This window comes from Gordonia sputi NBRC 100414 (genome assembly GCF_000248055.1).
Classification (GTDB): Bacteria; Actinomycetota; Actinomycetes; order Mycobacteriales; family Mycobacteriaceae; genus Gordonia; species Gordonia sputi.
Window position 1 is genome coordinate 17,487 of record NZ_BAFC01000127.1, and the last position, 13,676, is coordinate 31,162.

Consider the following 13,676-nt stretch of genomic DNA (forward strand, 5'->3'; position numbering starts at 1 on the left):
CTACAGTTGTCTGTTGCAGCCGCTCGCGGCGGCAGATGCCCTCGTAGCCCAATTGGCAGAGGCAACGGATTCAAAACCCGTCCAGTGTGAGTTCGAGTCTCACCGAGGGCACCAAAACGTTCTTACTCGAACCGACACGGAACATGTCGGCGAGCCGGAACCGATGGTTCACCCCAGATTCCCCGGAACATCCGGGGAGTTTTTGGTTTTTCAGCACGTCAGAGACGCGCAGCGCTTCGACGTCACGAGCCTCTGCGTCGGCACCTTGCCAGCGTGTGAACGCATGTGCTGCGTCGCGCAACTCGTGGATGGCTGGTGTGAGTTCGTCGGTGACGACGCCATCGTCGTCGAGCCGGAGCTTGCTGAAGCTGGCGGTGTTGAGGTCGCGTCGTCCATCCTCAGGCGCACGCAGGTAGAGCGACTGCGGGTCGTCGAGCAGGTCGAGGTATTGCTGGAGCTTGCGGGCACCGAGTTCGAGTTGATCGCTGGTGTCGTCGAGGCCTTGCTGTGCTCGGGTGCGTTCGACATGGATCTTGCGCAGTCGTGCACGGATCTTGTCGGGCGCGAGCTCACCGTCCGAGGCGAGATCGATCAGTCGCTCCTCCTGCTGGGCGAGCTTGTCGAGCTTCTTGCGGTAGGCGGTGTACAGGTCACGGACACGAGCCTGCGCATCTGCCATCGCGACGTCGATGGCCTCGCGGATGTAGTCCAGGAACTCCGGTGGCAGTCCGAGCTTGGCGTAGTGGTCGAGGACGTACCACTCGACGTCGAGCACAGGCAGGTGCGGGAGATCGCATTCACCACGCTGGCGGGCCAGACACAGGTAGTAGGCGTAGTTGCCGCCGTTGCCTTTCGCCTCGGTGTAGACCAGTCGGGAGGTGCGACCGTTGACGCGGCAGCGCTCGCAGTACAGCAGGCCCTTGAGGTAGTGGTAGAGCACGCGGTCGCGTTGTCCCCGGGCGGAGCGGTCTTCGATGACCTTCTGGACGCGATCGAACAGGTCGGCGGGGATGATCGGCTGGTGTCGACCCGGGAAAGTTTCACCCTTGTAGCGGACGATGCCGATGTAGTACGGGTCGCTCAGCATCCGGTGTAGGTGAGATCGTGACAGCTCCTTTGCACCGCCGCGTCCTTGCGGGCGAGCCCGGAGCCCGAGGTCGGCCATGGTTTCCTGGAGACGGTCTATCGAATAGTCGCCGGTGGCATACATTTCGAAGGCCCGCTTGATCAGCGGTGCACGCTCCTCGTCGACGGCGATGCCGTTGACCTGCCGCCCGTCGTGTTCGATGCGCACGTTGCGATAGCCGATCGGAGCGCGGCCGTTGGTGCCGCCCATCTGCGCCTTGTGGTGCATCTTGACCTTGATGTCCTCTCCGGACATCCGCACCTGGACTTCGTTGATGATGTCGGTGACCGCTTCCATGGCGTCGGCCATGATGCCCTCACCGAAGTCTTCCTTGGCGGAGACGAGCTTGACGCCCATCGCTTCGAGCCGTCGCTTGGTGATGACCGCGTCGCCGAGGTTACGGAACGCGCGCGAGCGCATGTAGATGATCACCAGCGAGACATCCGGGTGTTCGCCGAGGTAGGCGAGCAACTGCTTGAAGACTGGCCGCTTGTCGATGGTCTGCGCCGATGCACCCGGCTCGACGAACTCCTTCTCGATCAGGGCGCCCATCCGAGCAGCCTTGGCGTTGTTGGCCTCACGCTGAGTGGCGATCGAGTTGCCCTCGGCGTCGACGTCGGCACCAGTGTCCATCTGCCTCGTGGTCGAGACGCGCAGGTACGAGACGGCGATCTGCGGACCGGTCGTGGTGTGGCTTGTCATGTCCCTGTTCCTCCTTTCTGCCCGAGATGGGTTAGTTGCTGGTCGCCGGGTCGGTGTCGTATACGGGCTCTGGTGCGAGCTCGGCCGTATTGGTATCCAGTAGGTTTTCGACGTAGCGCTCCAGACGGACGACTGCATCCGGTGGCAGCTGGCGGATCTTCTCTTCGAGGTCATCGCCGAGCCGTGACAGCGATGCGGGCGTTTTGTAGCCGGCGGCGGCATACATGCTGTATAGCGATAGCCCAAGCGGTTCAGCGAGTGCTGCAATATGCGCCGGATTAACCTTCAGTACCTGACCTTTCTCCAGCTTGGATATCTGCCCCTGCGCGACGCCGGAGATTTCCGAGAGGGCGCGGAATGTGAAGCCCGCATTAAGTCGTGCATCGTGAATGAGGCTGCCGAGAGGATTGTCGGCAGCTGTTTGAATAGTATTTCTTGTCATTGTTGGATTCCTCCCATTCATTTCCTATTTTATAGAAATTGTTTCGAAATGGGAATGATGATTGTTCATTCCACATCGAATTAAGGGGAGTCTTCCCTTGTTGGTGTTGAATTGGCGGGAGCCAGCGAGTCCTTGCGGAACTCGGGGCTGGCTCCCGCCGATGATGGACGGCCCGGCGGGCTATCCCTTGGTGCCGCGACCACGGGTGGTCTTCGGCGCTTGCGTTGTGGACGAGCCGAACAGGGCCGAGAGGGCCTGTCGCTGCAGTTCGGCATCCTTCTCAATCTCGGCGCGAAGTTCCTCGGCCTTGGCGGTGATCGCGGGATCGTTGGCCAGGGTGTCGAGGTGCTTCTCGATGGCGGTGCGAATGGTGTCCGTGACCGTCATGCCGCTGAGCTTCGACAGCATGCCGATGCGAGCGTGCAGTTCGTCGTCCAGTCGGACGGCAAGGGTCTTCATGACCGTCTCCTCCTTCCTGAGGGTGTTCGTCCGAACGGTTCCGCGCGGGCGTCGTTCGGCCACTTCCTCGGGGTGGTGCGACCGATGAGGGCGGGATGCCTTCACGATTTCGGCCGCAGGCCCCCGACGAAGGGCCCTCCCGTCTACGGGATGGTGAAGACGTAGACATGACCGTCGGGCGAGCGTTCGAAGTGCACGTCACCGGACAGCTCGGCGTCGCGGGCGAAGCCGGCGTAGTTGATCGCAACGTAGCCGCGTAGCGCATCGGGCACTGCCCGGTCGATTTCGGTTTCAAGCCCGTCGTGCAGCACGTCGCGCGCCCAGTCCTCCGGCGAGTCGTATTCGCCGCCATAGGAGTCGGTGAACGAATCGAGCATGTCGGGATCGGCATCGTGCAGCTGTGCGTAGGCCGCGAACGCCGGACCGTGCTCGGCGATACCGCGCGCCACCCGGGCCACCACGTCGAGCTGCTCGTACTCACCGACCTGGAACGGGCCGAACTCGTCGTAGTCGAAGATGCCGTATTCCTCGGCGTCCGGCTCGTGGCTGCTGGCCAGGATGCGCCGAACGGCGTCGTGCAGCTCCTCGTCGGTGACGGTGGCATCGAGCCAGTCGCCGTGCAGGCGCCCGGCGTTGTAGTCGGCCAGGCTGCCGACCCAGATGCGCGGCTGCAGAGTCGGCTGCTGCTCGCGCTCGGGTTGCTGTGGTTGTTGATCTTTCTCATTCATGGATCACCTCCTTTCGTTTTCGGGTGGCGCGCTCGCCGTCGATGCGGTCGGTGGCCAGCGCGACGTAGGCGGGGTTGAGTTCGATTCCGAGCCAGTCGCGGCCGAGGGTTTCGGCGGCGATGGCGGTGGTGCCGGAGCCGATGAACGGGTCGAGCACCAGGCCCGGTTCGCTCGCCGCGTCGCAGTCGCACATCGCTCGCAGGGCAAGGCGGGTCGCGACTGCGCCGAGTCGCCGCACCGGACGTCTGTAGGCGATCCGACACTGGCTGCAGCATCGTTCGGGGCAGCCGGCCTCGACCATCCGCTGTGCCAGGTTGACCGGGAAGGTCGCGAAATGCGGGCCGCGGTAGCCGCTGACGGCCAGCCGCCAGACGTCGCCGGGGTTCTTGCCGAGCGGATGGCCGAGCAGTCCAGCGGCATGCAGTGCGGCCAGTCCTCGGTCGCCGTCGCTGTTTGGCCCCAGCCAGGCCGGTCGATCCGGCTTCCGCGATGCCGGCCTCGTCGACGCCTTGCGTTTTGGTGGGCGGCTGACGTGCGGCTCACGAATCGCGTCGAGGTCGAAGAAGTAGGTCGACGATCGGGCGAGTACGTAGATGAACTCGTGCTTGGTGGCGAGCCGGTCCGCCACGCTGGTCGGGATGGTGTTCGTCTTGGCCCATACGATCTTGTTGCGTACCAGCCAGCCGTCCTTGATCAGCTGCAGCGCCAGACGCTCCGGCCCGAGCAACAGGCTCTTGCGGCCGGCTCCCTCGGCCGGTTTGGTGCTGTAGCTGTCCCCCAGGTTCAGCCAGATCGTCCCGGTCGGCACGAGCACCCGCCGCACCTCGGTGAGCAGTGCCCGCAGTCCCGAGACCCATTCGTCGACGTGCGCTTCGAGCCCGAGCTGGTTGTCGTGGTCGTACTTGCGCAGCCGGAAGTAGGGCGGGCTGGTCACCACGCAGTCGACCGACGCATCCGGCAGCTCCCGGACGCGGTCGAGCGCGTCGCCGACGAGGATCTGGTTGCGAGGCAGGCTCATGCCGCACCTCCGGCCAGCACCTGCGCCAGTGTGTTCGGGGTGGCGTAGCGGAACATCGCCGCCGTCAGGCTGTGGCTGCGGTGGACGGCGGCTTCGAGCTTCACGGCGCGCTCGGCGGTGGTCAGGAGCCAGACCACCAGCGGGAAGCTTCCGCGGCGGTCCTGTTCGGTTCCGCTGCGGCGGTAGTCCTCGTACTGCTGGCACTTACGGATCAGTGTCGGCAGTGACTCGGTGCCCAGATCGACCTCGATGAAAGTCCGGTCGACGAAGTCCGCTGTCGTGATCTCGGAGTACAGGTCGGGCTGCAACCACCGACGCTCACCGCTCGGGCCGAGGTACTTGCGCCACGAGGCCGGTTCGACCTCCACGGCGACGTTCTCGATGGCCTCGATGCGACGGTGCTGATGCAGCAGGACGTGGACATCGGCAACGGCCAGACAGTGGCGCAGGAACCGCTCCGAGGGCTCAGCCGAGCGACGCCGCTTGCCGTCGCCGTAGACGATGCGCAGCCCGCTCGCGCTCAGTCGCCAGATGGTTACCCCGCTACCCGAGCCCAGGCCGCCGACCCGTCGATCAAGTGAGCGGATCAGTCCATCACGCTGGAGTCGGGCGAGCACCCGCCGAGTGACCCGCGATCCGGTCGCTGCCGTTTCATGGTCGACGAAGCAGAAGCGCTGAACCTGGTGGGTGGTCAGGTAGCGGTGGTCGGCCACCAGCCAGAGGACATCGCGATCGCGGTCCGAGAGTTGATCGGTCAACCGCGCCAGTTGGCGAGCCCCGACCCGGCGACCCGCACCGCGCGGAGCAACTTCGGACGACGAAGGGACCGAAGTATTCGGCTCCCTAGAACCGGGGCACTCATCGCCGACCTGCGCACTCACCATGTCGTCACCGGAGGCGGCCGGTACGCCGAGCGGTAGGCCTGCACCCGGGGTGTACCCGCCGGGAGCGGTCGGCTGTGCGGCACTCATTTGCCACCTCCCGTCCGGCGACTACGCCCAAACGAATCGTCCGCTGCGGCCTTGCCATTCCAGCCGCCGATAGCGAGTAGCTCGGCTTCGACGTCCTTGAGCGGACGGCCATAGCGAGCTCGGGACAGCGCCCGGACCTGTGCGGCCGACTGGGCTGTCGGAGGCAACCGGCGCGTCCGGATCGTGCACCACGGCATGCGGTCCCCGCCGACCAACAGCGACGCCTGTGCCACGAAGGCGGGAAGCTCCTGGAGGTCGCGCGGCGTGAGCACACCGTTCGTGGTGGCGGCGATGTCCTTCGCGTCGTGCGGGCTGAGCTGGAAGCAGACGCGACTGCGGGCGTGCGCCATGACTGCCTGTCGCATCGACGGGCTGAGCTGTGTCAGCGACTGGTGCGCCAGCGCCGCGAACGCCACCCCGAGGCCACGCGCCCGTCCGAGCGCATCGGCGAGATCACCGAGCCGAACGATCTCCTGAAACTCGTCGAGGTACAGCATCACCGGGTGACGCTGCGATTGCGGCAACCGGGTGCGTTCCTGTGCCGTCTGCCAGATCAGCGCCAACAGAATCGAGCCCATCAGCCGGGCGCCCTCCGGACCCAGTTCCGCGCTCCCCAACGAGATGACCACGATCGGACGCTTATCGGGTTCCAGAAACAGGTCGCGCAGCGAGAACTGCGACCGCGCCTGCCCGAACATCGCCCGCAGCGACGGCCGCAACGTCAATATCGGGTCCAGTTTGTTGCGCAGTGGCGCGATCACGTGCGAGCGCTCAGCATCCGACAGGGCCTCGAAGTGCGCCCAGAATGCCCCGAGTCCCAGCGGATCGGAACCGGCGACCTTCGCCACCAGGGGCCGTCGCACCGCCGCATTCGACAAGATCATCGGCAGCATCGCCAGCGAGCATCCGCCCACCCGGGCGAGCGTCAACAAGGCGGCGTGCAGCAGGTCGCTACTGCGCGGGCCGAGCTGGTCACCGTAGAGGCTCCTGAAGACGCCGAAGATCACATCGGCCGACCGTTCCGGTTGGTCATCGACGAACGCCGACACCCCGACGGGGCAGCTGTCGGTGGGGTCGAACACCACGATGTCGTCGTGCCGCTTCGGGTCGACACGCTCGAGGAAGTCCGTGCAAGCATCGCCTTTGCCGTCGATGAGGATCACCGACCGCCCGGCGGTCGCGTCAGCCAGCGCCAGGTTCACCAACATCGTCGACTTACCGGTGCCCATGGGGCCGATCACATGCATGACCCGCTTGGCCTCCTCCACGCCCTGACCGACTGGCCGGTCGCCGTCGAGGGTCGAGTCGCCCAGAATCCGATCTGATCGCGGGACAGTCGTGGCGACCGGAAGCTGGCGCGGGTGAGGCGAGGGCACACCCGGTAGGTCCACGTCCTTCGGACCGATCGGCCAACCGAGCAGCGCCGTGAGCTCCGAGATACCCAGCTCACTCGGCCACAGCAGCGGGTCGCGCATCTCGTCCAGCGCCCGTAGTGACGACCGCTTCAGCTGGAGCGCCACGCCCGGGGCTTCCAGGCCGCGCAGCGGCGCAGCCACATTCCCGATCAGCCGTTGCGCCCGAGCACGATCACGAGATCGAGCGCCTATCCGCAGCTCACACGAGAACCGATGTTCACCGAACTTGGCACCGATCCGCGCCCGCTGTTGGCTCGGAGCGTCCGGGATCAGACGTGGACGATGACGTGGCCCGAGAATCACCTGGAGCCGCACCAGTTCACCTCGATGGGCACCGGAGAGTGCGGCGAGGACACCGCGGGCGACCTGTTCGGTCGAGCCGACTGCCAAAGGCGTCCGGCGATGCCCGGGTAGGCGCACCGCCGCCGCAACTGTCGAATCGGCGGGGCGACGTCCAGCGGTAGCGCGCAACCCAACCAGGTACGGCGACATCGCTCGAACAGCTCGTCCAGCGACTGCAGGTTCGGCCCCGAGGAACCAGGCGACGGTGCCGGCTTCGCCGCGCGCCTCCAGAACCAGGCGGGGTTGACCTGCGAGGCTGGCGAGCGCACCGAGGGCCGCACGCGCAGCCTCAACCGGTAATGGAGTAGGCAGCTCCAGCTTCGTCCAGGAGAACGATCCGCAGCTACTCATCGGAGCCCTCCGCATGGTCACGCGCCTGCCGCTCGGCCTGAGCCTGGGCCTCACGCTCGGCATCGGCCATTGCCATGGCGATGATCGCTCGCGCAATCTTGCGCACATCGGGCTGCTCGCGTTGTTCGGAATGGACGATGATCCGCCGGCTGTGCCGGGCACGCTTGATATCCGCCCGTTGCGCAGCCCTCCGATCTGCTCGATAGGGCGCATTCTTACTCACGCTCTCGTCGTCGTGATGTGTTGTTGACATGGATCTACCTCCTTCCCGAATTACGTGATGGACCGACTTGCATATTGCATTTCGAAATAGAAATGCGAGTCGTGCGGCAGACTATGAACCGAACAAGCGAGAATTGCAATAGGAAAATTGGTCTTGTTGACCATTCCACAACGTCGATCGGAATAGCTGTCACGGAGAATCACCAGCCGCGGTACTTCGACGAGATCCGCCACCACAGGAGCGCTCCGATGCCGACGACCAGCACGACGATGCACAGGTACAGCCAGATCGCTCGCAGGATGCTGATCGCGCCATAGAGAGCCATCGCCGCCAGCAGGAGACCGACGCACGCATCGACGACGCGCCCGCCGATACGGCCAGGGTCGCCGCCACTCATGGCAGCCGCCGAATCTCGGCAAGCAGACCTGATACGAGCCCGGCCTCGTGACAGGTCGCGACAAAGCGGCTCTGGTCGAGCGGGAACCGTCCGATGACGCCCATGAGGAAGATCTGACCCACCAGATCCGCGGTCAGCAGCTCGTACGGCAGACTGCCCTTGCCGAACCCGGCCAGGGCCAACACGTTGAGGTGCCACTGGGCGAGCTCCAGCTCATCGTCGAGGTTGAAACTCAGCCCCAGGCGCACGTGATGCACGTCGTGGTAGTAGCGGAACCGGATGTTGTCCTCCGGCGAGTCGTAGGTCGTCGACTCGCAGAACAGGCTGCTCACCGGCAGCGGATCACCCGTCTCCTGCGAGTGGGCGAATGCGCCGCGCAGCTGTTGATAGGTGCTCGGCGCAGCCGCGACGCCGGCCCAGCCGAAGCCAAGCTCTCGACTCGTGAGGTCGGCCCGCTCGCGGACGAAGCGGGTCAGCTCGGCGCGGCCGGCGCGCAGATCTGACGTCGTAGGGTGAGAGGTGGTCATGACGTGGCTCCTTGACGTGTTCATCGGCGTGAAGAGGTTGAGAAGTGTTGTGGCCGTTCGGTCTGGCCGAGCGCAGGCACGCGCTCGGCCAGACCTTCCGATCTATTGCGGCGGTGGATCGATGCGGTTACGGTGCGCCGTGTCGATCATCTGGTGAATCGCCGACGCGGCCATCCGGTTGATACGCGCCTCGGCTTGCCGCTGCGCCCGACGTGTTCGCGCGATCTCCGCCCGTCGATCGGCCTCGATCTGTACGCAGACATGACGCGCCCCGATCAGCAGCACGATGAACACAGTCAGCGCGAGGACCGCAAGGACCGCGACGACGCTCATCGACGGTTCACCTCCCGGGCGGTGTCTGCGACCGCCTGACCCATGCCGATGACCGCCATCGTCTTGATGAAGTCCAGGTCACCGGACGCGGCCGGCACGGCCAGAGCGAGCTGCTGCTGCACCTGCGCGACCAGGGCTGCCTGCTGCATGGCGCAGGCGCCAGTACGGGCGATGGCTTCGACCTTCGCCTGCTGAACCTCGCCGGCGGCGGCGATCGCGGCCGAACGGAGCTCGGTCGACTGGTCGATCGCAGCCAACTCCCGCGCCGTCTGACGCGAGAGTCGACCGCCAGGCGCGGACGGGGGTGGAACGATGGACTGCTGTGTGTAGCGCTCGATGGCCGACATGGCACGAGCCCCCTTCGGTGAATCGGAGTTCGCCAGGCTGTTGCACTGACACGAACACCGTCGCAACGAGGCGCGGGACATCGAGAGAATCGGAAAGGAATCGGAACGAGGGTCTGCGCACCAGTACGCTCACTTCAGGAGGTGGCGAGTGGACGATGCGCGTCAGCACGATGCTGCAGATCTCACCGACGACCTGCTGTTCATGCGCAAGGGGCCTGGGTTCACCGCCAAGCGGATCGTCAACGCGGGCACGCTCCGTCACGTGCTCGGGGGGTGTGAGGAGCCGTTCGACAACCTGCGCGACCGGTTCGTCTCGGCGATTCAGTCGCTGCGAGGTCCCGAGCCGGCCACACTGCTCGCCGCGTACGGTCTCGCGCCTGACTACGTCGATCTACCCGTGCTCCGGCAGCGACGCGAACGCTACGGCCGCACGATCAACCGCAAGGTCGACACCGTCGCCGATCGGGAGGATGCAGCGATCGAACACCTGCGCGTCCAGCTACTGACTGGCTGGTACACGCAGTCGCCGGTTTCGGCCCGAATACCGGAGATGCACAACGGAATCATCCAGGAGTCCGTTCACGTCGCGACGCTGGTCGTCGATCGACAGTGGCAGGAGACCCGCGAGCACTACCGCTTCATGGCACTGTTCGACGAAGCCGACTACATCGCGATCAGCAGCTCCTATCCAGGCCGCCCCATCCCCGAGGGCGACTTCGCAGTGAAGACCGTCCGCACGGGACAGAGCTTCAGTCACCAGTTCTGGCACAACGGCCCCATGAAGCGGGGGCGAACCTACGACCTGCGGTTCCGGCTGGTTCCAGACGATGACTACGGCCAGCCCGAGGCGATAGTCGAAGAGGCGCGAGCGTTCCACGAGCGCACCCTCACCGCCACGATCGAGGTCGAGTTCCGAGGGCCGACGCCGCACCAGGCCTGGAGCTACGAACGCCTGACATTCTTCGAACGCCCTGGTGAGCCGAATGCGGGTAGACGGATCGACCTCACGGAATCGAAGGCCGCGCAATTGCAGACCCACGACCAGTACGGCGGACTGTTCAGCGGAATTGCATGGAATTGGTGACGTCGTCAGCGTCAACGGCAACTTGAGCGTATCAACTCATGGGAGATTCTTAAATCATCATGAATTTGATATAATTGAATCAATAATGGTCGGCAATTTATGTACATTATTGAAATCCCCTGCACTGGTTCACGAGTTCGTGGAGGCGTGCCAACACGCCGTGGGCTCGCCCTACCGCTGGACGGCTGGACTTGCGGGTAGAGTGCGGCACCAAGTCTCGGGAGCGCGTCGCGGAGTCCTCCCGCACATGCGCTCGGAGGACACCATGGGCAACACGCTATGGGCGGCTACCAGTCGCAAGACCGTAGTCACGTCGGGGGTCGCCCGATGATCGATGGCTTCACGGACTACCAGGCCAAGTACTACGCGCACGAGCTTCAGCGCAGCTACGCCAGCGACCACGTTGGCAAGCTCGCCGGCCTCCTCTTTGACGCGCAGGTCGAGCCGAAGCCGCACCAGATCGATGCCGCGCTGTTCGCCCTCCAGACACCGTTCCTCAAGGGTGTCATCCTTGCCGACGAGGTTGGTCTCGGTAAGACCATCGAAGCTGGCATCGTCATCAGCCAGTACTGGGCCGAGCGCAAGCGCAACATCCTGATCGTTGCACCATCGAGCCTGCGACAGCAGTGGCAGCAGGAGCTGTACGAGAAATTCCTCATTCCGTCCTCGCTACTCGACGCCAAGACCAAAGACCGCCTTCTGAACGCGGGAAGCAATCCCGAGGTCCTGATCTGCTCTTACGAGTTCGCCCAACGACACGAGGCTTCGTTGATTCGTGCGTGGGACTTGGTTGTCGCTGACGAAGCACACCGTCTGCGCAGCTTCTGGAATGGTCGAGCCAAGGTTGCCAGCGCTGTTGCAAACATCGTTGAAAGTGCCCGTAAGACTGTTCTGCTTACCGCAACGCCACTACAGAACAAGCTCGAAGAGCTCTACGGCCTCGTTTCAGTTTTCGACCCCGAGTATTTTCACTCGCTGGACGCATTCCGCGAGCGCTACATCAAGAATCGCGAGACGGCCGCATTCGATGACCTCGGCGATCGTGTTGCGCAGATCAGTAAGCGCACGCTTCGCCGTGACGCGGACAAGTACATCCGCTTCACCGAGCGACTGCCGATCACTGTCGGCTTCGAACCCTCGGCGGACGAGCAGCGTCTCTACGAACTCGTCAACGATTACCTTCAACGCGACGAGCTCTATGCATTCTCGAAGTCCACGCGACACCTGAGCGCACTGATCATCCGGAAGCGCCTCGGGTCATCCACCTACGCCATCGCAAGCACGCTGGAGCGAATCGCCAATCGGCTGGAGGCTGAGATCGCCGCTGGTGGGCCTCAGCCGCGCATGGACAGCCTCCTCATCGATGCTGACCTCACGGACGAAGAGTCTGATGAGTTCGACGACCAACCGGCTCGCCAGGATTCAGGACACAGTTCGCAGGACGACATCGCACTCATGCGTGACGAAGTCCGTGAGCTGAGGGAGTACGCCACACTCGCACGGTCGATCACCGTGAACGAGAAGGCAGTTCAGCTCAACCACGCCCTCGACCTCGGCTTTGATCGACTGCGAGAGCTTGGCGCTCCCGAGAAGGCGATCATCTTCACCGACTCCACGGTCACACAGGCGTACATCGCCCGCTCATTGACAGAGGCCGGCCGCGGTGACGGCCTAGTTATCTTCAACGGGCAGAACGACTCCCCTCGGTCGACCGAGATCTACCAGGCGTGGCTGAAGAAGAACCGGGGCAGCGACGTCATCACTGGTGTACTCGCCGCCGACAGGCGAAAAGCGTTGGTGGACTACTTCCGTGACGAGGGCACCATCATGATCGCCACCGAGGCGGCCTCGGAAGGCATCAACCTGCAGTTTTGCTCCATGGTCGTCAACTACGACCTGCCTTGGAACCCCCAGCGCGTCGAGCAGCGGATCGGCCGCGCCCACCGCTTCGGCCAAAAGCACAACGTGGTCGTCGTGAACTTCTCCAACAAGGGCAACCTCGCCGAGCAGCGCATCCTGGAACTACTGGACGAGAAGTTTCACCTGTTCCAGGGTGTGTTCGGGGCGAGTGACGAGGTACTCGGCACCATCGAAGACGGCCTCGACTTCGAGAAGCGCATCTCCGACATCCTGAACCGCTGCCGGACGGCCGAAGACATCGACTTGGCCTTCAATGAACTTGAGAGGCAGTTCGAGGGCGAGATCTCCAAGGAGATGGCTACCGCCAAGGCCAAGGTGTTCGACAACCTTGACCCCAACGTCCAGGACCGCCTCAAGTCCTACGACGTCCAGTCAGGTGAGGTACTGAACAAGTTCGAGCGACTCCTCCTCGCCGTCACGAGGTACCAGCTCGCCGGTGACGCCACCTTCGAGGGTGACGGGCGAGTGTTCGATCTCAATACCGCGCCTGTGTCTGGCGCACAGACTGGTCGCTACCACTTCAAGTCACAGCCGCAAGCGCATGCGCACCAGTACCGCTTCGCCAGCCCATTGGCGGGGTACGTCATGGACCGGTCCACGACCACCGCCACGCCACCGCGTGAGCTGACGTTCAGCATCTCCGGGTCGGAGCGAGCCAGCACGGCGGTCAAGGCCCTCGCGGGCAAGAGCGGCCAGCTCGTCAGCAAGGTCGTCACCTTCCGTATGAAGGCCGGCAGCGAGGACATCTCCGAGTCCTACTCGCTCGCAGGCATCCTCACCGACGACGGCAAGTGGCTTGACCACGAGTACGTCTCCGACCTCATGGACCTGGCGTGCACGAATGCGTCAGACCCGCTTGGCATGATCGACGAGTCGCCGTTCACTCCGCACCTCGATGCTCAGCGTGAGCAGTTCGAGAAGGAAGTTCAGGCGCGCAACGCTCGCTACTACGACCAGCAGGAGGAGATCCTGTACCGCAACTCCCTCGACCGCAAGGCCGAGTCCGAGGCGCTGATCCGTCAGTACCGCCAGAAGGAGAAGGAAAGCCGCAAAGCTGCGCGCGTGACTGACGACCCGATGGAACAGCTGCGCCACAAAAAGGAAGCACGCCGATGGTCGCAAAAGGCCGAGGACGAGGATGATCGCGCCCGCAGTGACCGGATCAAGCTGCGCGAGGAAACCGACAAGTATCTCGACCTCATCGAGCAGTCGCTTCAAGGTAAGCAAGAAATAGAAGACCTGTTCGCTATCCGCTGGAGAGTGACCACATAAACGCAACGCTTATCAAAAG

General features: G+C 64.0%; 14 protein-coding genes and 1 tRNA gene. 3 read left to right on the forward strand and 12 right to left on the reverse strand.

Annotation, left to right across the window (positions count from 1 at the left end; all coding sequences use genetic code 11):
- Positions 1–37 precede the first annotated feature (37 nt).
- Positions 38–114, forward strand: a tRNA-Leu gene (locus tag GOSPT_RS20835).
- On the opposite strand, the gene GOSPT_RS24700 is transcribed toward GOSPT_RS20835, so the two are convergent.
- The 12 genes from GOSPT_RS24700 to GOSPT_RS20900 form a co-directional block, all read right to left on the reverse strand.
- On the reverse strand, positions 71–1,966 hold the full coding sequence (locus GOSPT_RS24700; RefSeq protein ID WP_373278579.1) for a recombinase family protein: 1,896 nt from the start codon (positions 1,964–1,966) through the stop codon (positions 71–73). The two genes, GOSPT_RS20835 and GOSPT_RS24700, sit on opposite strands and share 44 nt — an antisense overlap.
- Entirely contained in the window at positions 1,860–2,270 is a 411-nt protein-coding gene (locus tag GOSPT_RS24425; protein WP_005208751.1) for a helix-turn-helix domain-containing protein, read from the reverse strand. The genes GOSPT_RS24700 and GOSPT_RS24425 overlap by 107 nt, the downstream gene beginning before the upstream one ends.
- 180 nt (positions 2,271–2,450) lie before the next feature.
- A complete protein-coding gene (locus GOSPT_RS20855; RefSeq protein ID WP_005208753.1) occupies positions 2,451–2,729 on the reverse strand; it encodes a YlcI/YnfO family protein in 279 nt (92 codons plus the stop codon).
- Between the two features lie 143 nt (positions 2,730–2,872).
- Positions 2,873–3,457, reverse strand: coding sequence for an antirestriction protein ArdA (locus GOSPT_RS20860; RefSeq protein WP_005208755.1), 585 nt, complete (start codon positions 3,455–3,457; stop codon positions 2,873–2,875).
- On the reverse strand, positions 3,450–4,475 hold the full coding sequence (locus GOSPT_RS20865; protein WP_005208757.1) for a DNA-methyltransferase: 1,026 nt from the start codon (positions 4,473–4,475) through the stop codon (positions 3,450–3,452). Before GOSPT_RS20865 ends, GOSPT_RS20860 begins: the two co-directional genes overlap by 8 nt.
- Positions 4,472–5,446: a replication-relaxation family protein gene (locus tag GOSPT_RS20870; RefSeq protein WP_005208759.1), complete on the reverse strand. Its 975-nt coding sequence runs from the start codon at positions 5,444–5,446 to the stop codon at positions 4,472–4,474. Before GOSPT_RS20870 ends, GOSPT_RS20865 begins: the two co-directional genes overlap by 4 nt.
- Positions 5,443–7,554, reverse strand: a complete 2,112-nt coding sequence (locus GOSPT_RS20875) for a type IV secretion system DNA-binding domain-containing protein (RefSeq protein WP_168431335.1) — start codon at positions 7,552–7,554, stop codon at positions 5,443–5,445. The genes GOSPT_RS20870 and GOSPT_RS20875 overlap by 4 nt, the downstream gene beginning before the upstream one ends.
- On the reverse strand, positions 7,547–7,807 hold the full coding sequence (locus GOSPT_RS23990) for a hypothetical protein (protein ID WP_005208765.1): 261 nt from the start codon (positions 7,805–7,807) through the stop codon (positions 7,547–7,549). The genes GOSPT_RS20875 and GOSPT_RS23990 overlap by 8 nt, the downstream gene beginning before the upstream one ends.
- Positions 7,808–7,976: 169 nt before the next feature.
- Entirely contained in the window at positions 7,977–8,174 is a 198-nt protein-coding gene (locus GOSPT_RS20885) for a hypothetical protein (protein WP_005208767.1), read from the reverse strand.
- On the reverse strand, positions 8,171–8,701 hold the full coding sequence (locus tag GOSPT_RS20890; RefSeq protein ID WP_005208769.1) for a hypothetical protein: 531 nt from the start codon (positions 8,699–8,701) through the stop codon (positions 8,171–8,173). The genes GOSPT_RS20885 and GOSPT_RS20890 overlap by 4 nt, the downstream gene beginning before the upstream one ends.
- 102 nt (positions 8,702–8,803) lie before the next feature.
- Positions 8,804–9,034 carry a hypothetical protein gene (locus GOSPT_RS20895; RefSeq protein WP_005208772.1) on the reverse strand — a complete coding sequence of 77 codons (231 nt, stop codon included), beginning with the start codon at positions 9,032–9,034 and terminating at the stop codon, positions 8,804–8,806.
- Positions 9,031–9,381 carry a hypothetical protein gene (locus GOSPT_RS20900; protein WP_005208774.1) on the reverse strand — a complete coding sequence of 117 codons (351 nt, stop codon included), beginning with the start codon at positions 9,379–9,381 and terminating at the stop codon, positions 9,031–9,033. Before GOSPT_RS20900 ends, GOSPT_RS20895 begins: the two co-directional genes overlap by 4 nt.
- A gap of 148 nt (positions 9,382–9,529) precedes the next feature.
- Between GOSPT_RS20900 and GOSPT_RS20905 the strand changes: the two genes are divergently transcribed.
- Complete coding sequence (locus tag GOSPT_RS20905) at positions 9,530–10,465, forward strand: hypothetical protein (protein WP_005208776.1); 936 nt, start codon at positions 9,530–9,532, stop codon at positions 10,463–10,465.
- A 327-nt stretch (positions 10,466–10,792) separates the two neighbouring features.
- Positions 10,793–13,657, forward strand: coding sequence for an SNF2-related protein (locus tag GOSPT_RS20910; RefSeq protein WP_005208779.1), 2,865 nt, complete (start codon positions 10,793–10,795; stop codon positions 13,655–13,657).
- The last annotated feature ends 19 nt before the right edge of the window (positions 13,658–13,676 follow it).